This window comes from Niastella sp. sgz303648 (assembly GCF_059587045.1).
This window is the reverse complement of record NZ_JCAPSW010000013.1, coordinates 71093-97343: the sequence shown is the minus strand read 5'-3', so window position 1 is coordinate 97343 and position 26251 is coordinate 71093. Positions and strand designations below refer to the sequence as shown.

Sequence of the window (26251 nt, the reverse complement as noted above, 5' to 3'; positions counted from 1 at the left end):
ATATATATTGGTGCAATGCCTCATGCATAAGGCAAATATACCAATTGGTTTTATTCCGTGTACTTAACTTCTGGTCCTGTAAATTAAGTTTGTAACCCCCACAGTAGTGCTTACCGGAAGGGTAAAACAATAAAAAGCGCTCGCCGCAAAGCCAACAGGCAGTGTTCATTTCTGTCTGATCGCCGCCGTCATTTTCTGGTTAGCTGCCCTGTAAGCCTGCCAGCTAACAGTTAAAAATGTTATAATAAAAGTAGCGCTGCCTGCCAGCATAAATACCCACCAGCTTATTGTTGTTTTATAGGCAAAATTTTGCAACCAGCGATATGAGATCAGGTATACAAGAGGACATGCAATAAAAAATGCTATTATATTCCATTTAATGAAGCCTCTATTAATAAACAGAACCAGTTGGAAAACATATGCACCACTTATTTTTCGTATCGCAATTTCCTTGCTTTTCTGAACAAGATAAAATAATAGCAGCCCGTATAATCCCAGGCATGAAATGGAAATAGAAAGAACGGCCAGCAGCATATAAAATCGTCCAAACCTTAGTTCAGAAGTATATTGACTATCAAATAAAGCATCGGCAAAAAAATAATGAAAAGGGTCCTGAGGATAATGTTTATTCCATACAGTTTTTAATATTCTTAATGCATTTCCCGGATCGCCTTCATGCACCAGAAAGGAATAATGTCCGAATTCATAAGGATGATCGTTATTCCATACCATTGGATATATTGGCTTTTGTAAGCTTTCATTATGAAAATCCCCTATCACACCAATAATTTCCTTTCGGCTGGTTTCTCCTTTTTTATAAAGGTATTTTCCTACAGCATCCTGTACCTGATTAAACCCAAAACTTTTTGCAGCCTGCTCATTGATCAATACTTTGTTGTTGTTTTGATCGGGGATTGTATTAAAAGTTCGGCCTGCTACCAATCGTAAAGAATATGTTTTAATGAATCCCTCATCAGCATTGTTTTCACAAACCCGGCTCCCTGTTTGCGAGCTATTTCCCGATGCAAGGTATTCTATATCCCGCCACCTGGGTTCCTCACCAGGAATGTTCATTGTGGCAGTACCGGCTACAAATTGTGGGTAAGCGGCAAGTTCTCTGCGAAATACATTGTATTTTTCACGCTTTAAAGGTGAAATATTTAATGAAACGGGAGCATCTACTGTTATAACATGATCAATCTTCATTCCCAGGTCATGCATTTGCATAAACCTCATTTGTTTAAATACCAGTACAGTGCCACTTATAAAAACAATTGAAATCACCAACTGAACTATCACCAGCCCTTTTTTAAATCCGGTTTTGGCTCTTGTTTGGTCCTTTAAGTTCCATGATCCTGATCTGACTATATTAAATGTTCCCGATAAGCTTGAAAAAAGTACTCCCGAAATAAAAACAATTACTAATAACCAAACTAATTGAGTTTGCGGAACAAATGCATCCGACAAAGGCAAACTAAATAGTTCCGCAAATGGATCTAATAATACGCTGTAGATAAAAAAAGCAATAGTAAATGCTATTGCATTTATCAGCAGGCATTCAAAAAAAGATTGCAGCCATAAATGCCATTTGGTAGCCCCCAATATTTTTTTTATACCCAATTCAAAACTCTTTTTTTCCGCACGGGCCGTTGAAAGATTTACGAAGTTAATCCAGGCAATGACTACAATAAATATTCCAATAACCAATAGATTATATAACGATTTTTTGTTTGTTACTGCGCCAAACTCACCTGTAAGACCACTCAGGTAATGAACATCTTTCAACGATTGCAAACTGAGACGGGCTGTTTCGTCTCTCTCGTTCAAAAAATATTTATAGGCTCCTATTGCATCTAATTTTTGTTCAACAGCCTTCATTGAACTGCCTGGTTTTAAACGAAGATAGTTCCACCAGTTATTACCTGCCCAATCGCCTGTTGCACCAATCCACCCATAATGAACAAAGGTTTTCATCGAGATAAAATAATCTGCTTTCAGATGGGTATTCGCAGGGAGATCTGCATATACACCTGTTACTTCAACGGGCATGCCTTCATTTACCTTAATGATCTTACCAATAGCATTTTCTTTTCCAAAAAGGCTCTTTGCTTTAAGCGAAGATATAATTGCGGTCAGTGGCCGGGAAAAATCTGCTTTACCATTTTCAAATTGAAGAGAAAATACCTTATCGAAGCCTTCATCAACCCAAAGAACAGGCTGGGCATTAAATGATTTGTTATTGCATTTTATAAGACAAGATTCAAAATAGGTGATCGTATTTGCTTCTACTTCCGGAATCTGGTCCTTAGCAAAAAAATATAAAGCCCGGGGTGTTTGTGCTCCTTTAAAGATTTGCTGCCCATTTTTATCGAGAGTAAGATTTACCCTGAATATTTGCTCACTTCCATTGAAGAAAGCGTCATAAGAGTTTTCGTAAAGATAATAGTGAATGATGAATAGGAAAGCCGTTAAACTGATGGCAAGTCCTAAAACGTTGATTAAGGTAACCGCTCTGTTCTTCAGCAGGGTTCTTATGGCAGTAAAAAAATGAATACGTAACATGTTTGTTTCTTAAATAAAAAAGTGCCAACTTTTATCATTATTGACTATCAGCGAAAATGCCTGAATATTCAAGTATTAATTAGTGGTAAGTTTTGATATTTAAAGCAGCCTCAGGTAACCCCGGTGAAGTAACCGTAAGTTTAATATCGCCAATGCTGTGTGAACTTCTAATTACGACCAATGCACGTCCGTGCCATGCCTTGCGCGTATTGCCTGCATACGGATCATAGTCTTTCAAATCGGCATTATCAATGCCTGCAATCACACCAGGCCCTTCAATGTTAAAATGCAAGCGGTTTGCAGCACCCGGTTGAAATACACCGTCCTTGTCTGTTATCTCTATTGAAACATAACACAGGTCTTGCCCATTGGCTACTATTTCCTTTCGGTCAGCAGTTAATTTTATTTTTGCACCATCGCCGGAAGTTTGCAGAAAGGTTGATTCAATTTCTTTATCATTTTCAACAGCAACAGCTTTTAACACACCCGGTGAATAGGTCACGGTAAATGTTGCTTTATACTCCTGTTCATGGGTGGTTGCCATTTCGCCCATAAGGTTGTTATTCAGGTAAAGTCTGACTTTGGGATAGGTTGAATAAACTTCTACCTGAATAGTCTTCCCTTCAAATCCCGGCCACGTCCAACTTTCCCAGGTCGGCCAAACCGACCACCATGTTTCTTTAATTTCGAGGGGTTCCTGTTCAGGTTCGCGAACAGCCATGTAGAGCTTCTCCTTATTATTATACAGCAGGCTTCTGTAATGTGATATCGGCTTTCTGCAGCCAATCAAATCAATATCGCCACAGTATGCTCCATGCCAGGGGAAAAAATCATGCTCCCAGTGTTGCCCGGGTACTTCACCCGAATAATACCAACGGCCTATCCCGGATTCGCCCAAATAATCTATGGCTGTCCAAACAAAATCTCCAATGATATAACTATTATTTTGTAGCAGCTTCCAGTTAGCAAAAGCATCGCGCGGATACGACTCAGTTTGAACAATAATACGGGAAGGTACCCTTTCATGGTCAGCAGGCGCACTATACAAGTGATAATTATAACCAGCAACATCATGTGCCGCCATAAGTTTATCAAAGGTTGACCATTCCTTACCATTATCTACAATGGCTGAAGTAACCAAACGGGTAGTATCTGTTTTCTTAATAGTATTTGCAAGCATTTTGGCGGTTTCTACAGCTTCAGGATCACTCCTCTCTACTATTTCATTACCTATACTCCACATAATAATAGAAGGATGATTCCGGTCGCGTAAAACCATTGCTCCCAAATCGCGTTTCCACCATTGGTCAAAATATATCGCATAATCGTATTTGTTTTTCCCTGCTTTCCAGCCATCAAATACCTCATCCATTACCAGCAAACCTAATTTGTCGCAGGCGTTCAGAAATGCCTCGGAAGGCGGATTGTGAGAAGTTCTTACAGCATTGAAGCCGGCAGCTTTCAGCAACTCAATTTTCCGTTCCTCGGCACGGTCAAAAGCAGCAGCGCCCAAACAACCATTATCATGATGCGCACAGCCACCGTTTATTTTTATTGTTTTGCCATTAAGCTGAAACCCTTTTTCAACAGTAAATTTTATGGAACGGATACCAAAACCGGTTTTAGTGTCGTCAACTACCTGCCAGTCTTTTATTATCTGAACCTGAGCCAGATATAAATCGGGAGATTCCGGTGACCAAAGTAAAGGGTTTGCTACAGGTATAGTTTGTGTGATCTCCTTTTCGCTGTTGGCAGGAAGTTCTATCTTAACCTGATTACTACCCGCACTTTTAGAATTTTTATCCCAAAGAAGTGTTTTAAGCACAATACTTTGGGTTGAAGACATTTCGTTTATCACCAGTGTTTTTACCTGAACTGTTGCCTTTTTTGAAGTAATGCCGGGAGTTGTAATTGCAACACCCCAATGTGCCACATGCACCGGATCGGTAACCATCATCCAAACATGGCGATAGATACCGGAACCGCTATACCACCGGCAGTTTACCTGTTGGGAATTGTTTACCCTTACTGCTATCACATTTTCTTTACCAAACTCCAAATAAGGCGAAAGATTATAACTAAACGAGGAATAGCCATAAGGATAAATCCCAAGGGATTTTCCATTGATAAAAACTTCGGAGTTCATGTAAACGCCTTCGAAATATACAGAGACGTTCCTGTCCTTCCACCCGGAGGGAACTTTGAAGCTTTTCCTGTACCAGCCTATCCCTGCAGGAAAGTATCCGCCTGCATTTCCTGTTGGATTTTTAGGATTTATTTTTCCTTCAATGCTCCAGTCATGCGGCAAATCGAGCTTTTGCCAACGCTCATCATTGAAATCCTTTGAGCCGGCAGCAGCGGTATCTCCCAAAAAGAATTTCCAACCAGCATCAAATAACTGCTTTCGCTCAATAATGCCGTTCTTAGTTTGACTGTATGATAGAGGTGCTGCGAATAAGTCATTAAAAGCAAAAGCACAAAAGTAGCTAAGCAGTAGCAGGTATCTTTTCATATACAGCAATCTTTGGTCTAAACTATTGCTGTAAATCTATTTCTGTTCTGATGAAAACAGGGGACTCAAATGATGCAAATTGCGGTCTGAAATGATGCAGGAAAATTATACCGGCAATGAATACTGCAATTACGAACACAACCGATATTGCCAAAACGATTGCATAAAATTGATCGGCGAAATTTTCAACTGCGCAAAAAAAGGCCCGCCGAAAGCTTTAATACTGCCGGCCGGGCCATAACTGACTACCTGTTTTTCTGTTATCTAAAGCCTGATTTTTCTACAAACAATTATATTTTGCTTAGTTTATCAATTAACTTCTATTACATTTTTGCCTTTTGCAACGCCACTTTCATTGAACGCATCTATAGTGAAATAATATTTTTGAAGGCTGTTTAAACTTCCTATTGTCAAAGATTCCGCTCCAAGCACCTGGTAAGTATGATACAACTTATCCTTTGCAACGCCGTATCGCACGTTATAGCCAATTGCACCGGAAGATTTTATCCAATTTAATTTTGCTACAGCATGATCATTTTCTGAACGTACTGCATGTAAATTCTCTACAACTGATGGAAGCTTTCCGCCGGCATTACCAAAAATTCGTAAACCAGCAAGAGCAAACGTGCCATCGGGTACACGATAATTTGTCAATCGTACATACCGGGCCTTAACTGATTTTTTCAATTCGATGTAATCATGGGGCACATCTGTTTTGTTCTGCGTTTTGTTTGATAAAGATTTCCAATTCCTGTTGTCGGCGGAATACTCAAGCAAGTATTGATAATAGATTTCAGAACTGCGTCCCAACAATTTTGTTTCGTTTTCAGCATAGTTTATTTGAACAGCGTTTATGATACTTTCTTTCTGCAGATCTATGGTAATCCATTCACCTTTGTTGCCGGTTTGCGCACTCCAGAAGGTTCTTATCTCTTCATCCGTTGCATAACTTTTTGGATGATCAGCCAACTCAGAAGATACCTGCACTGGTTTGTTATAAGAAAGCAACATCCACTTTGGAAACAATTCATCGGGACCTGCAATTTTTTTTGTTGGAACCTTACATGGAAAATCACCAAATCCTGTGTAAACATGCATTTCACCATCCTTATCAAAAAAAGTGGGAAACAATCCAAGACGACGCTCAAACATGTGTTTTACGGAGATGGTCATTGTGGATATATGCCAGTAATTGCCATATTTATCCTGAAAAGTGCTGCTATGCCCGGCACCTGCTATAAATCCTTCCGGTTTATACGAAGCAGGATTGTGATTGGCTAACGTAAAGGGACCAAGCGGCTTATCCGAAACATATACGCCGTCGCAGTAGCTTTTATACTCTGTGCCCGGGCCTGAGTACTGCAGGTAATATCTGCCGTTGTGTTTCGTCATCCACGAACCTTCTATCCACGGATTTTCCCCCTCATTATTGTAGTCGCCTTTCCGTTCCCAACCAAAAATTTCTTTGTTGCTATTGAAAAGTGAAACAGGTTTTCCGATGGGATTCAACGTCTTTGTATCGAGTTCAACACCATAAATGGGATTGCTGTTGGAGCAACCGTAATAAAAGAATAAGCGGCCATCATCATCAATAAATAATTCGGGGTCAGTCATTCCTATCGGAAAAGAAGCGTTTGCAATTTGCCATTTTCCTGACTTTGGATCTGCCGTTTTATAAATAGTCAGCGGCGCACCATGTGAAGCCATGAAATATAAAGTATCGTTTATCACTACAGCAGCAGGAGCATAATCTTCAAGTGGCAAGTCGTTTGTGGTTATCAAGTCCCAATTCATTAAATCAGTCGAATGAAAATAGCCACCGGACTTTGAAGCAAACAGATAGTACTCGCCTTTATAAGCAACCATTGTTGGGTCGGCAGCCTCACGTCTTGAAGGAGTATCCAGACAAAACCTGTAACTCAGATTCATAGGATTGCAAATTGTTCCTTGCTGCGTATATGCTACAAAAGAACAAACAACACAGACAAACAATAGCAGTAATGTTCTAAACATTCGATTCATACGAAATCAATCATTTTACTTAAACGATATATTTACAGTTGTGGCAAGCAATTTTTTCTTTAACTGCAGAAAGATAATGTCCTGCGAAATATCCTTGTGCTAATCTCTTGAAGGAATTAATGTAAATCTCCTTTTCAACTGCAGAAATGGTTTTTCAAAAAATCTATACGACAATAACGATATAATTACCGTAGCAAGGAAGGCGATAATAAAGCCGACATTATTTCTCCATTCATACAAGCCAATCGTCGTACTAAAAGATGCCAGTTCTTCCTTAAATATTATATAAACCAACCAAAACATTGTGATATGAAATACATACATTCCATAAGATATGCGACCGAGGTACAGCAACGCAGAGGGCATATATTTTGACGAAGCTCCGTACAACGACAGAAAAAACAGTACAACTCCTGTAAGTATCAAAAGCCAGCCACAAATAGCTTGTGAAATAGTTGAAAGGTGTGGAGCATCTGCATAAATTTCACAGACCATTGAGGCTAACAACCAACATACCAGGCCTGCAATAAATATTACAATTCGGGGAACTACCTGCCATTTTGGTTGCCGGCCCTTTAAATAAACGGAGAGAAGAATTCCCACTGCAAAAAATTGGAATTGCACAAAGCTATTTGTCCATTCGCCGCTAAATCCTTTTGTGGGTTTTTGGGCATAGTAAATAATAGTTGCGTAAGCTATCAGAAGTGCAAGTAATGAAAAAATCTTTAGCCCTTTTTTGCCTGCATAAAATACAACTAATGGAAGTAAAATATAAAGTTGTTCTTCAACAGAAATGCTCCAAAGCGGATTAATAGGGTAAGACGAAAGCCATTCATTAAAAGTAATATACCAGTTGCCGGAAAATAAACTGAATGCAAGTTGTGTTCCAGGTGAAATATGTCCGAATTTGTCTGAAAACTGTGTGACTAATACCATTCCGAAAAAGAAGGTAAAATACAATGGCCATATACGAAGGATGCGTCTTATGTAAAAAGATTTTACACTAATTTTTCCGAATTGTTCCTGTTCCTTAGTTAGCAATTCTGTTATTAAAAAAGCACTAAGAAAAAAGAAAAGCGGCACTCCAAAAACTCCAACAAAACTAATATGGTGTCCCCAATAATATTGTGCCGGGTTAATTGGTGCAAGGTCCAATCGATGTGTGAAGAACACAAATAGAAATGCACAGAGGCGAAGCAGGTCTAACTCGGGTTTGTAATATCTTATTGATGTCATACTTTTTAAAGGTAAATTTTAAACACCATTGTCAGGTCATTCGGAATCAGTTTGGGCTTTTGAATTAATTTATCCTGTGCATGGGTTGATGCCCAGGATAAGAAGTTGCAAAAAATGAAAGCCCCAATTCATATATTCCTCACCATGCAATTATATATGCTGTTTACATCTTAAAAGTTTGCAATATTATTTAGCCCAGGCCTCTCCTTCCGGTGTACGTCGCCACATAAAATATTCATTCAATACTTTAAGTGATTCTTCACCAGGAACCGGCCCCGTATGGGGCGTTGGGCCAAAATACATGACCACCGGTTTCTCATTGTAGAAAGCGGGCCACTCAGGAACTCCTTTACCATTGGGATTACCAACTTTCGCAAAGTTTGTCCAGTAGGTACCCATAGCTTCCGAAATCTCCAGGTCGCTTTTTGTTGTTTGGGGATTTGATGGATCAATATGTTGAAAAACATACGAAACGTCCTGTGCATGGGGCGACCCATAACCATATTGAGGAGAATCTACGGGATAATCGGGATGCTGATCGAAATAGTAGTAATACACTTTCGATTTTCCCATTTTAGATTGAAGCCGCGCCCAACTCCAGGTATGCCATCCAAATGCAGCATCACGGGCCAGGTCACGTGCAGTTTTAGGTACTGAATTTTCACCAACAGGATAAGCATTTATCAAAGCATCAGCAAATTTGCCATACCGTGCTTTTGCTCCTGAAACATACTCTTCAGGGGTCTTACCCGGCGAAAAACTTGCTCCTTCGTCTGAATTGTAACCCATAATTACAGGAACATCATTGTAATTCCCGGCTTCGTACAGTTTGTACTGATCATCAGGGATCACATATCCATCGACAATTGGCCATGCACTCCCTATTCCCCATCCTGAAGGAAGCTTGTCTGCATCTATGTTCCTTAATTCGGCAATGGAAGAAGCTCCGGCCTTTTGCAGATAAGTCTGCCCCGCCATTTCAGCTTGCCTTAGGGTTTTCATATTTTCACCAGGAAATGTTGTTGAACGTGTTGGGCCAAAAGATCCGCCGCTTTGCGAAATGGCGCCATGAAATAGTCCTTTGGCTAACGGTGAAGCACACAACATACTTACAGATATTCCCCCGGCCGATTCGCCGAAGATGGTTACCTTATTCGGGTCTCCGCCAAATGCGACAATATTCTTTTGTATCCATTTAAGTGCGGCAACCTGGTCGAGCAAACCATAGTTTCCTGAAACATGTCCCGGGTTCTCCTCACTCAATTCAGGGTGGGCTAAAAATCCGAGTTGCCCAACCCGATAGGCAATGCTAACGAATACAACACCTTTTTTGGCCAGCTTTTCGCCGTTATACCACGGCTCTGCAGTTGATCCAAAACTAAATCCACCTCCATAAATCCAAACAAGGACCGGCAGCCTTTCTTTAGCTGATTTTGCCGGGGTCCAAACATTAAGATAGAGGCAATCTTCACTTTTACCTGAAGGAGGATTTGCCCCCTGCATTGGGGCGGGAGCAAATCTGGTTGTTTGTTTTACATTGTCCCATTTTTTAACGGGCTGCGGCGCCCGCCAACGTAACTCACCAACAGGCGGCGCTGCAAAAGGTATTCCTTTGAATACAATTAAATCGTTTTCAACCGTTCCCTGTATCCATCCTCCTTCAACCTTAACCTTACCGGGTTGGCTGGTGGTATAGGAACCAGCCATAAACATGAAAGTCATGGCTACTAAAAGAGCAAATATCCCTTCTTTCGATTTTTTTTTGTGTTTGTTCATTTTAATAATCTTAGCATTTTTGAACCTCCAGGACACCAACAAACTCTCCTCCGGGAAGATATTCAATTTTCAGGGTGTTTGTTTTTCAAATAATTATTGGGCACCCTGTATTAGCGCATTGAGTGTTCGTTGATCCAATACCGTATTGCTGCTTCTGCTTAAGAGGCCGCCGGTATCCCACCAGAATGGTTCGAGCCCATAAGCGATTGCCTGGTTTGTGACAAACATTGCCCAATGATCTACTGATGCCTGATGTTTATCCATATCCAAAGGAGTTGTGCGCCTGTAAGCGCCAAACTCACCCAGAACAACCGGAATTCCTTTATCGGCAAATTTTGTTTTCATTTTTTGAAATTCAGCAATAACATAATCCTCCTCACCCCATGTTGCATTACGTGCAGGCTCTATGGTAGAATGATAATTTTGTCCCCAATAATAAAACATATTGCCCCATGTGGCATCCTGTTGCATAAGACAGAACTGATACGGCGTATAGAAATGTACTTCAGTCATCATGCGGTTAGGAGTAGGATCTGTTGGAAGCGTGTTCATAAGTGTGGCAGCCTTATCAATATCTGTGGAAGGCGCCTGAACAACTAACACACGATATGTATTGCGTCCACCGGTTGACCGCACTGCATTAACAAAGGTTTGATGATAGGAAAGCAGAATATCCATCTGCGTGGCATTTTCTACGGGCGGTTCATTGGCGCTGGCAAACATAAGATGTTCATCAAAGTCACGCATTTTGGTAGCAATTTGCTCCCAAAATGCTTTTTGTTTTGCATTTACCGAAGCCTGCGCCTGGGTTGTAATATTATTGTCAAGCCATCCGCCATCCCAATGGATGTTAAGGATAGCATACAGGCTATCATCAATACAATACTGCACTACTTGTTTTACGCGGTCAAGCCACTGGGCTTGTATCTCTGCTGTAGTACGATTGGCATATTGATCCCATGAACACGGAATACGTACTGCATTAAATCCACTTTGTTTAATCAAATCGATAAAAGACTTAGTAATTTGCGGATTACCCCATGCAGTTTCACCTCCAATCGCTTCAAGTGTATTTCCGATATTTATTCCCAGTTTAATTTTTGAAGCAAGCTGAACAGCATTGCCAGACATACCGGTAGGGTCAGGTGGCAGTGGATTGGTATTATAGCTGGGATAGATAGCCCTTCTTGCGTTTTCGTCACCCTCGCTTTTTTTTCCATTGATTTGGGTCGCAGACGAACGGTTTATCTCTCTATTGCAGGAGAGTAAAGAGCAAATGGCAATAACAAGCAATGGCGTTAGATTAATGCGTCTCATTTGATTAAATTTTTAAAGATTTACAATTATAATCAAGAGTTGATAATCTTATTTTGCGTTTATAACAATGGTTGCCTGCTGCAATCCTTCTGCACTGGCAGTAAGAATAATCTGACCTGCTTTCTTCTTCGACTGCACCACTGCAAGCGCCAGCCCATTGAACGCTTTTTTATTATCCGTTTTGAATGATGACAGGTCGGCCTGGTAACCGTTATCTACTCCTGCAATGAAGCCTTCACCCTTTATTTTAAAGTTTATTAGATTATTGGCGTCTGGTACAGGATTGCCGTCCTTATCAACAATTTTCACGGTTACAAAAGAAAGGTCCTCGCCATTGGCTTTAATATTACTTCTGTCGGCCGTTAAAATAATTTTTGCCGGCGTCCCTGCTGTTTTTATTTCTTTGCTCATAACCACTTTGCCGTTTTTTCTCGAAACGGCTTTCACGTTGCCGGGTTCATATTTTACACGCCACATCACATGCAGGTCGTCGCCTGTTTTTCTTTTTACTCCCTGTGATTTTCCATTAATGAAGAGTTCCACCTCGTCGGCGTTGTTGTAGTAAGCCCACATGTCGATGGTTTGACCGGGTTTCCAGTTCCAATGGGGAAACAGGTGCAGTACATTGTTGCTGGTAAATACGCTTTGGTATAAATAGTAAGCGTCTTTAGGGAAGCCCGCCAGATCAACGATACCAAAGTAAGAACTGCGGGCAGGCCATGGATATGGAGTAGGTTCACCTATGTAATCGAAGCCTGTCCAGATATACATGCCACTAACATTATCGTTCTTTAAAAAATGTTTAAGGGTTTCTATATGCGTACCGCCCCATGGCGCTGAGCAATTTTCATACGCTGAGCAGGTAAGATCTGCATTGGCATTCTCAACAGGTATATCCCAGCGCAAAGGCCAGCGGCGGATGCTGTCGGAAGGCATATCATAACTGCCGCGCGTTTGCAGGGCCGAAACTGATTCGGTTACAATAAAAGGTTTGCGCCCCCAGGCGCTTTGTACGGAATCAGCATTCCACCTGTGATGATTGTAGTTATATCCGATCAGGTCAGTAACGTTGGCCTGCAGCAATTTGTTGACGGGATTGGTTTCATTATTAGCTGTCACGGTAGGCCTGTTATCCAAACTTTTCACAATGTTGTGAAGATCGAGGAGAATGGCGGCTGGGGTTGTATCATTGTCTTTTGACCATTGTTCCTGGATTTCGTTGCCCACGCTCCATATAAAAACGCATGGATGATTGCGATCCCGTATAACCTGGTCTTCCAGATCTTTTTTGTACCATTCGTCAAAATCCAGGTGATAATCATATTTGTTTTTTTCCCGCTTCCACATATCGAATGCTTCGTCCATTACAACAAAACCCATTTTATCACATAGGTCCAGCAGTTCAGGCGCCGGCGGATTGTGGGAAGTACGGATACCATTAATGCCCATGCCTTTTAATATCTGCAGTTGACGCTCAAGCGCCCTTGTATTGACCGCTGTACCCAAACAACCAAGATCATGGTGATTGCATACACCGGTTATCTTAACGTGTTTGCCGTTCAGGAAAAATCCTTTATCGGCGTCGAAGGAAAAATACCGCACCCCAAAAGGAGTCGTGTATTGATCTAAGGTTTTCCCGTTTGAGATGATGCTTGTAACCGCCTTATACATGTATGGCCGGTCAACCGACCATAATACAGGATTATTAATTACAAACTTTTGTATAACGGTTACGGTTGTATCCTGCATCTGCGGCAGCGAAGAAGAAAGTTTTGCAACTTCCACGCCGGCGCTGTTATAAATGGTAGTAGCAGCAACAACAGCTTGTTTTTTTTCCGGAAGTACATTGACTGTTACCCGGAGATTCGCTGTCGCCTTTTTATCAGTTACTTCGGGCATGGTAATGTATGTTCCCCATTGAGCAACATGCGTTTTGCCGGTAATAGATAGCCAAACATTCCGGTAGATACCTGAACCGCTGTACCAGCGGCTGTTTGGCTGTTGCGAATTATCGACTTTTATCGCTATTACATTAGGCCCTTTGCCATATTTAACATAGGGAGTAAGATCACATTGAAAAGAAATATACCCATTCGGTCTTTTGCCCAGATAATGCCCGTTGATCCATACCTCACTGTTACGGTAAATGCCGTCGAATATTATGGCTATCATTTTTTCTTTTTCCGATGCCGGAACCGTAAATGTTTTACGGTACCAGCCGATGCCGCCGCGCAAAGCGCCACCACCTGTACCAGTGGGGCTGGTACTGTCGAAAGGTAATTCGATACTCCAGTCGTGAGGAAGATTTAATTGCCGCCATGTATTATCATTAAATGCCGGATCAGAAGCTGCGGCATCGCCGGGAAAAAATTTCCATCCTTCATTAAATGATGAAGCTCTTGCCGGTTTTATTTGCCCTGTTGCGCTTGTGATAATTATTAAAGATCCTATCAAAAAAAGAAGACATTTATTCCATTTCATTGCCTGCTGTTGATTTTGTTATTATTGCCGATCGAATCAGTTTATTTTCGTTCCTGTGTTTCCGTGCGTTTAACCTGATTACATTTTTATCGAGAGTTTTTTCCCTTCATAGGATACTTCTTTGTTGCACCCGGCATCAAAATCGAGACTCTTTGGTTTATTAGGTGTGATGAGGTTGATACGAAACGTTCTTTTTTGCGGCATTCCAGGGAACGATCCTTTTCGATCGCCAACGGTGATTGTTTTAGTTGCTTCGCTGTATTTTATTGGAATGATGGTGAAAGCGCCTTTTTCATAATTGTAGTTGGTTCCTTCATCTTCGTACAGGTCAAAAGCAGCATCTGCGCCGGCGTAAAAATTAAGAGTGATGGTATCGGTCGGTTTTTCTGAAGTGTATTGTAATTCGGGCCCGAAAGGAACGATAGAACCGGCTTTTACAAACACAGGTATGCGTTCATAAGGAGCTGCAGCATTTATTTTCTGGCCTGCCGGATACCACTTTCCCGAATAAAGGTCATACCAGCCCGCACATTTGGGCAAATAAAGTTCACGTTTGGTTTGTTTGGATTCATATACCGGATTTATGAGCAAAGAAGAACCGAACATATACTGATCGCCGATGTTCAATACCGCAGTATCCGATGCAAAATCCATCGCCAGTCCACGCATTATAGTATAATCATCATGGTAAGCTGCTCCTGCCAGTGAATAGATGTAAGGCATCAACCGGTAACGCAGTTTATCATAATAAAGAAAGCTTTGATAGGCAGGATGTGTTTCAGGAGCCGTGTTGAAAACCTCACGATAGGGAAACTGTCCATGCGAGCGGAATAAAGGAACAAAAGCGCCAAACTGCGACCATCGTGTCATCAGCTCTCTCCACTCTTCGAGGCTTTCGGTATTTGGTTTTTCAAATTTTTCCGGAACTACAAATCCTCCAATATCCATAGTCCAGTAAGGAAGTCCTGACATTGAAAAATTAATTCCCGCTGATATCTGCGCTTTCATATCACGCCAGGTAGAACCAATATCCCCGCTCCAAATAGCAGCGGCATATCGTTGCGAACCCGCAAAGCCGGAACGTGTGAGCAGAAATACTCTTTTATCAGGATTGGTTGAACGTTGCCCTTCATAAATACCTTTTGCATTTTGTAAAGGATATGCATTCAGGTATTCGGCTGCACTGCCTAACGCAGTTGGGGTCATTTGAAGCTTTCTTTTTTCGGGGTCAACATTCGAAAGAATATCCGGCTCGCTGGCATCCATCCACCATGCATCAATTCCTTTCGTATATATTTTTTTGTGTATAAGGTCCCAGAAACCCTTACGCGCATTTTCATTGAAGGCATCATAGAATGTGGAAACATATCCCTTGCCGATCCAGTCTCTTTGCCCGTCGGCAATGTTCTTTTTATACAACCAGCCATTCTTATCAAATTCGTTGTAGGTTGAAATGCCTTCATAAAACTTTGGCCATACCGAGATCATGATCTTCGTGTTATACTTATTATGCAGCACATCGATCATGCTATCGGGATGGGGAAAGCGGGTTTCATCAAAATCCTGGCTGCCCCATTCGGCTTCCCGCCAGTAGCTCCAATCCAAAACAATATTGTCAATAGGAATTTTTCTTTTCCGGAATTCATCAACAGTCGACAATATTTCATCCTGCGTTTTATATCGCTCGCGGCTTTGCCAAAAACCCAACGCCCATTTTGGAACGATGGGCGCCTTGCCGGTAAGGTTGCGATAACCTGAAATCACTTCATCCATGTTATTGCCATAGATGAAATAATAATCTATTTGCTGGCCCGCTTCCGAAGAAAAACCAAAGCTGTTTTGCTCTGTAGCGCTCAAAGGTTCCTGCCATTTTAAAGAAATATAGGATTCGCCGCCTTCAGGGGTCCATTCAATTTTGACAGGTATTTTTTCTCCTTTTTTAAAATGGAAAGGGATCAATGCAGGCGCCGGGTTCCATGACTTTCGCCAATGATCCAAAACCAATTTTCCATCCAGCCAAACTTTCAGCGAACCGCCGAAAGTGAACCGGAATTGATGAAGGCCTGAAAGATAACTGGCAAGGCTGCCTTCCCAGGTTACTGTGCCTGTTGCAGGTGTAAACACGGTGGGGAGCCGAACCTTTGAATCGCCCATGTATTCCATATCGATACCTGTTTCAGCTCTTTCAGTAATTATCTCAGTGGGATTTAATTTGTCGTTGGCATAGGAAGCCGTAAGCCATCCTGTTTCTCCTTTCTTTGAAAAAAGCTGCAAAGAAGAAAGGCGATGAAGTGGCCTGGTATCACCGGCGGTTGTAAGCGAATAATTGTCCCAGAGTATACCATAGTTTTTGCAGGAGATCAAAAAAGGAATAGCAACTTCTGTATTGTTTTGAAAAAGATTAACCTGGTGCCCCCTGTAATTATATACGCCATCCTGGTGCTGGCCTAATCCGTACCACGCATCGTCAGGCGTTGTTTGAAAAGTTTGAGTGAGCCTGAAATACCGTTTTCCTTCAAATACCGAGGGTTGAAAACTTCTTCCAAACGGCTTTTTTTCACCCAATATTTTTTTTCCTTCCCGATCCAGGAAGGTGACGGCTCCTGTTTTCAGGTCAACAATAGCGGTAAGGCTTTTGGTTTTTAGTGTTACACTTTCTTTCGAAGGAATGACGTTCCAGGAAAGATCAGCCCTTTTCCTGTAAATGGTGACCAAACTTTGCGTGGATACCATTTCTTTTCCGGGAGCCACAATAACTCTTATTATATTGTCTGCAATGACCTCAAGCTTAACTGCATTGGAAGTACCTGTAATTAGAGAATCCGTGAAAATGATTACGCCATCGGGCGTTGTAATATATCCGGGTGAAGCTGCCAATAAAGTATTAAAAAATGAAGAGGACAGCAAAATAAACAGCAACAGTCGTTTTTTCATATAAAGCATACAATCGTGCATTGAATGCTGTAAAACTATTGCTGTGCTGTTTAAAGCAGGGGACCCGAATGTTGCAGATTATGGCTTGAAATGGTGCAAATACCTGATTTTCATAATAGTTGTTCAATACCGAGGCTCTTAAGCGCTTTTATCTTTTTTATTGACAATATATTGCGAGGGTGTAACCTTAAATTCTTCTTTAAAAAATTTAGTGAAGTTCTTTGGGTTATTGAATCCCACTTCATAGGCAACTTCGGCCACCGACATGCCGCTTTTTTCCAACAATTGAGCAGCCCTTTTCAAACGAATTGAACGAATAAACTCTATGGGCGTTTTACCGGTAAGTGAATTAATTTTTCTATACAGGGTAGAACGGTCCATATGCATGTCACGACTGAGATCTTCTACCGAAAACTCAGGGTTATCCATATTTTTTTCAACAACTTCCAAAGCGTGCTTCAGGAACTTTTCGTCAACAGGCGTTATGGTTACCTCTTGCGGATTAACTTCAATTTGTTTTTGAAATCGCTTCTGCAATAATTTTTGCTGCGTCAACAAATTCCTGATCCGGGAAGCCAGTATTTCAAAAGTGAAGGGTTTGGTGATGTAATCGTTCACGCCTACCCTTAAACCCTCCAGTTGTTTTTCCTCACTTCCCATGGCCGTAAGCAATATAATAGGAATATGGGCAGTAATGGTTTCGGTTTTAATTTTCCTGGCCAGCTCCACGCCATCCATTAAAGGCATCATTACGTCGCTCACTATAAGATCAGGATTCAGCAATACTGTTTTTTCCCAACCTTCTTTTCCGTTCGTGGCTTCTTCAATATGGTATTGTCCTTTCAGATTGTCTTTTAAATAAAAACGCAGATCTTCATTATCTTCTACTACTAATATTGTTTTCTTCTTATCACTCTTTCTGCGATCTTCCAACAGCATCGGTTCCTCGTTTTCTACCGCGTCGGGGTTAGCTATGGACCGGGTTGAAGCGTCATAGACCTTTTTTGCAGGAAGAAAAACAGTGAAGCAAGAGCCCTTATCCGGTTCGCTTTTTACGGTTATGACCCCGTTATGCAATTTTACAAACTCTTTTGTGATGGCCAGGCCAATGCCTGTTCCCTGGTTCACCATGCTTTCGGGAACATCCGTTTGAAAGAACCGCTCAAATATCCTTTCAAGTTTATCAGCAGGAATCCCAATGCCCGTATCTTTTACTTCTATGGCAAGCGTACCGTCGCCTTCATTATTTACCGGCGGGTTATAAATAAGGTGGATGCTGACCTTTCCTTTATCATGGGTATATTTAAAAGCGTTGGAAAGCAGGTTGAACAAAATCTTTTCTATTTTATCCTTATCAAAATAAATTTCGAGACTGTCAACATTAGCCGAGAATGAAAACTGAATCGTCTTCTTTTCCGCAATATCCATAAATGAGTGACTAATGTCCCTGCTGAACCCTATAATGTCGCCAATTGAAGGATGCAGTTTTATCTCCTGTACCTCCATTTTTCTGAAATCAAGCAGTTGATTTACCAGGCTCAATAAACGTTTGGCATTACGTTGTACAAGATTTAATTGATTTTTCTGGTCTTCATCAGCAGATTGTTTAATGATCCGGTCTAATGGAGCTATGATCAAACTTAACGGTGTACGAAATTCATGACTTACATTCGTAAAGAATTTTGTTTTCAACTGTTCCAGTGCATGAGCCCTTTCTGCTTCCTTTCGTTGTTGTTGCACTTCAAAGCGCATATGTATTCTTTCCAATGCAATGCGCCGTATAACCAATAACAATGCGGCAGCGACCAATACGTAAATGATATATGCAATGGGGGTTCGCCAAAACGGCGGCAGAATATTGATCTGCAAAGTTTTTACATCACTCCACAAGCCATCCCTTTTTAAAACCTTTACTTTAAAAGTATAAGGGCCGGGATTAAGGTTTGTATAAGTGGCTCTCCGCTGGCTACCATCGGCATACAACCAGTCTGAATTAAATCCTTCCAGCATATATGCATACTTATCGCGATTGCTGTGGGTAAAATCAAGCGAGGCAAACTCAATGGAGAAAACGTTTTCTGTATACTTCAGGTCAATACCGGAAAGCTTTGATAAAGATTGCGCCAGTAAAACCCGGTTATTGATCAGTTCGCCTGGCTCAACATTTTTATTTAATATCTGCAACCCGGTGAAAACAATTTTAGAATGATAAACAGGCTTACCGATTTTATCAGGATTTATGATATTGAAACCGGAAGGCCCGCCAAAAAACAATTCGCCTGTTCGCGTTTTGAGCGCTGCATTGTCATTGAATTCACGGTTCTGCAGATTGTTCGTTTCATCATAATTAATGATAGAAAAAACAAGCCCGTTTTTGCCTTGTTCCGGAATGGCATTACATAATCCGTTAGGCGTGGAAATCCAGAATGTTTGATGATTATCTTCGAGAATATTCAATATCATATTATCGGGAAGACCATCTGCTGTTGTAAATGTCTGAAATTCTTTAGTCTGCTCATTAAACAAATTCAAACCTTCGCGGGTCCCTATCCAAATCCTTCCCTGACTATCTTCCAATAGACAGATAACATTATTGTTGCTTAAACTGTTTTTTTTATTGGTGTCCTGATAATAAACAGCAGTGACTTTATTCTTTTCAACAACGGCAACCCCGCCGGATGTACCAATCCATAAATTACCTTTCCTGTCATGCAGCAGGCCCGAAATATAACTGGAAACTAAAGGGCCTGACTGTTCCCTATACATGTGATGTTTAAACCGGTTTGTCTTTCTATCCAGCAGTTCCAATCCACTGCCCAAAGTACCTATCCATAAATTCCGGTCCCTGTCTTCAAATATTTCCCACACATTGTCATCTGCCAAACTAAAAGAATCACGATCATTATGCCTGTAATGGGTGAACGTCTTTCCATCGAATCTGTCGAGGCCACCTAAGTAAGTTCCGATCCAGAGAATATCTTCATGGTCGATCCATAAGCTTACAATAACATTATTGCTCAGGCTGTTTTTGTTGTTTGGATCGTGCAGGTATTGTTTGAAAGTATTATTTTTTCTATCGAAATAAATCAATCCACCTCCATTGGTGCCAATCCAGATATTGCCCGACCTATCTTCAATAAAGCGGTTTACATCATCGTATTGAAGGCTCTTTGTATTTAATTCCTGGTGATGATAATGCTGAAATTGTGTTATGTTGCTGTTTAAATAATTTACTCCCTGTTTGTAAGTTCCTAACCATACAATTCCGTTATCATCTTTATACAACGAAGTGATCGAGTTTTGGCTAAGGCTTTTGGGTTCCTTGAGATCATTCATTAAATAAGTAGTTCTGAAGTTGTTTCTTTTGTCGATCAGCGTAACGCCTCCATGGTCCGTTCCTACCCATATCAAACCATTGTTATCATGGATAATCTGACTTACTACATCTGAGTTCAATCTCGTTGGCAACGAATTTTTATCAAATTGCCTGATCGAATTATCCTGCGGATGAAAAAGAAAAACCCCGGAAGCATAATACCACAGCCAGAGATCTCCATCGCTGTCTATAAAAAGGGTATTAGAATTGTTCCCTTTCTTCACTTTCTGAAAAGCAGTGCTGGAGAAAATAATTTTATTCAATGCTATATCATATTCCTGCAAAAATCCGTTTTGATACACCATCCATAATTTTCCGTCTTTTGTTTCATTAACGGAATTTATTTTCTCAGAAGGGAATGCATACTGCTGCCTGAATGGTTTTACGCTTTTGTCATTAGTTGAATACAAATACAGATCCAGGTTATCGTACAGGAACCAGTACCGGCCGTTGTTTCCCTGTACGATATTCGCAATGTTACCAGGAGGCAGGCCGAGCGTTTGTAAATAAGTATAATAATCGGCATTAAATTTTTTCGTATCCGGATTATAAATACAGGCCCCTCCTACTGTCCCTACCCACATCTTTCCATCGGGCAATTCATATAGCGACAGAACATTATTATCCAGCAAGGAAGTGCTGTCATTGTGGTTTTTACGAAATATCCTGCAGGAATAGCCATCATAGCGGTTGAGACCAGACATAGTACCAAACCATAAAAAGCCATCAGGATCTTTTAGTATGGTATTGACCTGGTTATGCGAAAGGCCGGTATACGTATCGAGTTTGGAAAAATTATAGTATTCACTTTGAGCAAAAACAGCAAGCGATAGTAACAGTAAAACAATCGAAATAAGAAAACGCATCACAACAAGTTTAACTTAGCAAGATTTTGCCATAGCAGCCCGGCGCCTCTGTCCGTATTTCAGCAAAATCGGCAGTTAAGTTAACAAATGAAGCGGGATTAGAATATATTATATTCAGTTATTATAAAATTTGTAAGTAAACAAAAACGGCCCTTTTTACAATGCACTGAAAATGAACACTATTGCTATTCACTAATAGTGACCCTAATCATTTTCAAATCATTTACATCGGAACTGTTTCCATACCAGATTTCATAATCGCCGGGGCTCACTCCCATTTTGCCTGTAGCCCTGTCGAAAAATTCAAAGGCTACAGCAGGAAGGCTGATCATTACCTGGCGGTTTTTGCCGCCTGCAATTTTTACACGCTGAAAGCTCCTCAATGTTTTAAGCGGCCCATCAACATCATTAATTTTACGTACATACACCTGAACGGTCTCCGTTCCCTCACGATTACCGGTATTGTATACAGGAATGGAAAGTTCAATTGGCTCACCCTGTTTAATTGTTGCCTTGTGCACCTGGGCATCACCAATTTTGAAAGTCGTATAACTCAATCCGTAACCAAAGGGAAAAAGCGGATCAGACATGAACCGGTAGGTACGGTGTTTCATGGAATAGTCTTCGAAATCGGGCAACTGTTTACTATTCTTATAAAAAGTAACAGGCAGTTTGCCACACGGATTATAGTCACCAAAGATAACATCGGCCACAGCCTGGCCACCCGATTCGCCCCCATACCAGGCCTGCAGAATAGCATCGCAGTTTGTTGTTTCAGGGACCAGTGCGATAGCGGAGCCCGAACAGTTAACAAAGATTATCTTCTTACCTGCTTTTTTCAATTGCTCAATACATTTGCGTTGTGAGGCCGGCAGTTCAATATCGGTACGATCACCGCCTTTGAAACCAGCAAGTAACACAGACATTTCTTCTCCTTCGAGTTGCGGAGAAATTCCGCCCGCAAAAACAACTACATCTATTCCTTTTAATTTTTCTATAAGCGCATCGTAATTGACGGGCTTTTCTTTACCGAAATCTATTTTAATGTTTGCGTCGGTAAAGTCATATAGCTGTTTATATTTTACTTCAATCCGGTATTCTTTCCCTGCTTCTACCTGCAATGGAACTTTGGCCGGCGAAGGATGCCATGCGTTGAACTGGTGAATTAATTGTCCGTTTATGAAAAGCTCGCACGCTCCTGCTGCCTCCAGTTTAACCACCAATTGAGTTGACTCACCAGCTTTGTAAACGGTTTCGTATTTCGCAGAGAAATCTTTCAAATGCACACCAGGACCAAACTCATGTTGTCCTGCTGTTGTTGCATTAACAGCATGATCAACCTGAACTGTAGCAACAGGATTGCCTTCGAAATTCCTATTGTTCCAGTAAGTTGCCTTCAGGCCAGCCTTACCATCTACCGAACAAATTGAAATAAGGCTTTCTGTGATCATATCTTCTATAATATCGCAGCCTTTATCGTAAAAAACTTTTCCTGCAGGCAATTTTGATTGTATTCCTTCAAGAATAGTAATCGTTTTGAATGGAGTGCCATTGTAATTTCCCCAAAGCATTTGCGCATCATTGGCATTGGGACCAATCACTGCTATTTTTTTAACTGATCTTGCTAAAGGCAGCGTATTGTTTTTGTTTTGTAAAAGGGTCATCGACTCCTGTGCCATAGCCAGCGCCAATTTTTTATGTTCATCGGAGTTGACAACAGTAAGCGGAACTTTTGACCAGGGAACCAATGCATCATCATCCATTTCACCCAAATCAAAACGCCCGGTCAAAAGACGCATCACATGCCTGTTGATTTCGTCTTCATTAACCAATCCTTTGGCAACGGCATCGGGTAAACTTTTAAATGCATAATTAAATCCGCACTCCACATCCGTTCCTGCCAAAACAGCTTTGCCTGCGGCATGCGTAGCATCGGACGAAACTTTATGATTTTCCCAGAAATCAGACACGGCTCCGCAATCAGAAACAACGAGGTATTTAAAGCCCCAGTCATTGCGAAGAATATTTTGAAGCAGCCGGTTATTGCCACAGCAGGGTTCATCGTCCAAACGCTGATAGGCACACATCACTTCCCGAACCTCGGCCTTTGTAACGAGCGCTTTGAATGCAGGCAGATAAGTTTCCCACAAATCACGCGGATCAACATTATTGAGATTGATTGTATGACGGCTCCATTCAGGTCCTGAATGAACGGCAAAATGCTTTGCACAGGCCCATAGTTTTCTGTACTTCGAATCGTTGGGCCCCTGTAAACCTTTTACAACCGATACGCCCATGCGTGAAGTCAGATAAGGATCTTCGCCATATGTTTCCTGGCCGCGCCCCCAACGGGGATCCCGGAAAATATTGATATTCGGCGTCCAGACAGACAGACTTAAAAAACGTTTATTCTCCTGTCTGGTTTGTCTTGCTTCATTATACTTTGCACGCACTTCATCTGAAACTGCATCGAAAACGTGATAAACCAGGCTGTCATCAAACGATGCAGCCATACCAATGGGTTCGGGAAAAACAGTGACTTTATTGTTATTCGCAAGGCCATGTAATGCCTCGCTCCACCAATTGAATTTTTTAATTCCGAGGCGTGGTATGGCAGGAGATTCATCCAACATCAAAGATGCTTTTTCCTGTAATGTTAACCGGCTGAGCAAATCCTTTGCTCTTTCTTCAGACGTCAGCTCCGGGTTTTGGTAAGGAAGGTTTTGTGCAAAGCAACAGGTCGACAGGAACAAACTGAATACTAAAACCAATTTCATATTGAACTTAATTTACATTAATGCGAAGTTTAATCTCTTTCTGATTACGGAAAATAACCACCTCGGTATTGGTGCCGATAACCGACATGCGCGCCGCTAACAAATCATGCAGATCATCGACGGGTTTATTATTAAATGACAAAATCACATCATTGGTCTGCAAAAACTTCGATGCTTCCGTTCCGACGTTTACTTCAACAACCAATATTCCCCTTTCGCTATCCATCCCCGTCGCTGAACGTTCGCCCTGCATAGTCAATTTTTTTACTTTGGCGCCCATAAAGTCAATGATTTCATTGTCGCCCGTTTTATTCAGCGTAATAATTAAAGGTACCGGTATTTTTTTGGCCAAAGCCTTTAAACCGGATGATACAACACCGAAACTGTCCATAGCAAAATTTTTGAAACCAACCGAAAAGGCTATAGAACCATCTTTCAACCGAAAATCTCCATGCTGCGGATCCACAAAAAACAAATCTCCGCAAACTGATTTCTTATCTGTTCCTCTGCTCTGTGCGGCATTAAGCGAAGCCGAATCGGGAAACACGTTGTAATCCGTTTCTTTACCCCAAACATTTATATTAACGGGCAGGTACCCGGCAGAAACAATGTTGTGACGAAACACATCATTACTGTTTTTAAACCACACATGCGGATGAAAAGTGTTATTGATCATGATATTATTTTCAACAACACGATTTACACCTTCACGAAGTTTTATTCCACCATTCAAACAAAGGTTGTTATAAATAAAATAATTGCCTGAACCATCATCGAGGTCAATATCCCAGCCATGATCGCAGCGCATACGGTTGTTGCGCAGAATAATCGGTTTTACCACATCAAGCATGGTAAGATCGTAGTTAGTTTCTACGATGGAGTCAAGTATTCTTTTATCAGGGTGCCAGTAGCGGTCACGCCCCCATGAATTAAATGATCCGTGATCGCCACTTTCTTTCACGGTATTGAAAACATCATTGTACTCGATGATATGACCGCCCCATGTGCCTTCACTTACATTGATCCCGGCACGAGGCACATCATAAATAGTATTATGGCTCACTATAATACTTTGGCACATGGACAACTCCACGCCTGCCGATTGCTTTTCGACCATGCCCAAATCAAACATCAGGTTATCATATACCTTACATGCTGCAGGGTAATTATTTGTTTTTGGACCGGGAGTTCGATCCATCTGAGCCAATGGCACGAATTCATAATACTCAAAGCTGGGAGAACGCACTGCATCGGGATCACCAACAAAACAAACAGCACTGGCGCCTATATTTGAAATAAGACAGCCCGATACGGAGCAACTGCGGTTGTATTTATTGAAGAATATTGCATTGCCTCCCAAATTGGTGAGTGTACAATTCTTAAGCGTACAATTAACTGCTCCGTCATAAAGCACAGCTCCTCCGCGATAAATAGTCCAATCGCTGCGCAGCAAGGGTTCCTTATTCTGCATGAATGTTCGCAGCGTTTGAGTAAGTGTCAATCCTTCGATGAGGATATTGCTTACAGGATTTTTTTCAGCGCCTTTGAATTCAAATAAATGAGCGATCTGCGGCGTTTCAAATTTTGCGGTTTTAATATCAATATCATCCGGAGGATAATAAAAAAGCGTTTTTGTTTTTTTATCATAAAACCATTCATTAACGGTGTCGAGTTCTTCAAAAATATTTTCAACAAAACGATATTTTTCATGCATTCCCATCCGGCGATTGTTTTGCCAGCCGCCTTCAAGAGCCAGTTCGTTTTGATCATTTTTTCCAGTAATGAGATAATGAAAATCGCCCCATTCAGAACGATGCAAAGCATGTACATAACCACCCGCAGGCGATCTCCACCGGGCAGTTCTTTCTTTGCTAATGGCATCGGCAGCGGTTCCTCCCAAAAAGCGTGTAGTGGAGTCGAAGTTGGGATAGCGTGCCATCCGTTGTAATTGCCCATTGACAAACAATTCATCAAAAATGAGGTCCTGCGTTATAGCAGCTTTCCAGATTCCGTTTTTGTATTTTTCCCATTTCAGATTTAAAGCAACCCCTCCACTAATAATCACTTTTTGGTTTCTATCACTTGTAATGGTGAGTGTTTCGTTTTCCCTGCGTGAATCTTTGGGTGTGAAAACCACGGGCTGCCTTAAATGATAAGTTCCTTCTAAAAGATATATCACTACCGGCCCGGATGTTTTATGCACTTCCGCCATCGCCCTGCCAATGGATGCAAATGGTTTGATTGGTGTTCCCCTGTTGGCATCATTACCTTTTGGGGAAACATAAAACTTTGTTTGCGCAAACAAAGTTGCCTGCCACAAAAGCACAATTGTTATGATTATTTTTTTGATGCTACTCACAATAATCGAAAGGTTTTGAATTATGCCACAGGG

The 26251-nt window shown here is 41.3% G+C and carries 11 protein-coding genes; all 11 read right to left on the bottom strand.

Annotation, left to right across the window (positions count from 1 at the left end):
* Window positions 1-165: 165 nt before the first annotated feature.
* The 11 genes from AC59IL_RS29330 to AC59IL_RS29280 all read right to left on the bottom strand — a co-directional run bounded on the left by AC59IL_RS29330 (window position 166) and on the right by AC59IL_RS29280 (window position 26218).
* A complete protein-coding gene (locus tag AC59IL_RS29330; RefSeq protein WP_496555798.1) occupies window positions 166-2562 on the bottom strand; it encodes an ABC transporter permease in 2397 nt (798 codons plus the stop codon).
* A gap of 79 nt (window positions 2563-2641) precedes the next feature.
* Window positions 2642-5074, bottom strand: coding sequence for a glycoside hydrolase family 2 TIM barrel-domain containing protein (locus AC59IL_RS29325; RefSeq protein WP_496555797.1), 2433 nt, complete (start codon window positions 5072-5074; stop codon window positions 2642-2644).
* 309 nt (window positions 5075-5383) lie between these two features.
* On the bottom strand, window positions 5384-7003 hold the full coding sequence (locus AC59IL_RS29320) for a family 43 glycosylhydrolase (protein WP_496555796.1): 1620 nt from the start codon (window positions 7001-7003) through the stop codon (window positions 5384-5386).
* A gap of 192 nt (window positions 7004-7195) precedes the next feature.
* The gene (locus AC59IL_RS29315; RefSeq protein ID WP_496555795.1) at window positions 7196-8332 is read right to left on the bottom strand and encodes an acyltransferase family protein; all 1137 of its coding nucleotides are present in this window, start codon (window positions 8330-8332) and stop codon (window positions 7196-7198) included.
* 186 nt (window positions 8333-8518) lie between these two features.
* Window positions 8519-10108, bottom strand: coding sequence for a carboxylesterase/lipase family protein (locus AC59IL_RS29310; protein ID WP_496555794.1), 1590 nt, complete (start codon window positions 10106-10108; stop codon window positions 8519-8521).
* A 93-nt stretch (window positions 10109-10201) separates the two neighbouring features.
* Entirely contained in the window at window positions 10202-11425 is a 1224-nt protein-coding gene (locus AC59IL_RS29305; protein WP_496555793.1) for a glycoside hydrolase family 5 protein, read from the bottom strand.
* Window positions 11426-11473: 48 nt separating this feature from the next.
* Window positions 11474-13906, bottom strand: a complete 2433-nt coding sequence (locus tag AC59IL_RS29300; protein ID WP_496555792.1) for a glycoside hydrolase family 2 TIM barrel-domain containing protein — start codon at window positions 13904-13906, stop codon at window positions 11474-11476.
* Window positions 13907-13984: 78 nt separating this feature from the next.
* On the bottom strand, window positions 13985-16840 hold the full coding sequence (locus AC59IL_RS29295; protein ID WP_496555791.1) for a glycoside hydrolase family 31 protein: 2856 nt from the start codon (window positions 16838-16840) through the stop codon (window positions 13985-13987).
* A gap of 138 nt (window positions 16841-16978) precedes the next feature.
* Window positions 16979-21082: a hybrid sensor histidine kinase/response regulator transcription factor gene (locus AC59IL_RS29290; RefSeq protein ID WP_496555790.1), complete on the bottom strand. Its 4104-nt coding sequence runs from the start codon at window positions 21080-21082 to the stop codon at window positions 16979-16981.
* 185 nt (window positions 21083-21267) lie between these two features.
* Entirely contained in the window at window positions 21268-23859 is a 2592-nt protein-coding gene (xyl3A, locus tag AC59IL_RS29285) for a xylan 1,4-beta-xylosidase (RefSeq protein WP_496555789.1), read from the bottom strand.
* A gap of 7 nt (window positions 23860-23866) precedes the next feature.
* Window positions 23867-26218 carry a right-handed parallel beta-helix repeat-containing protein gene (locus AC59IL_RS29280; RefSeq protein WP_496555788.1) on the bottom strand — a complete coding sequence of 784 codons (2352 nt, stop codon included), beginning with the start codon at window positions 26216-26218 and terminating at the stop codon, window positions 23867-23869.
* Window positions 26219-26251: the final 33 nt, after the last annotated feature.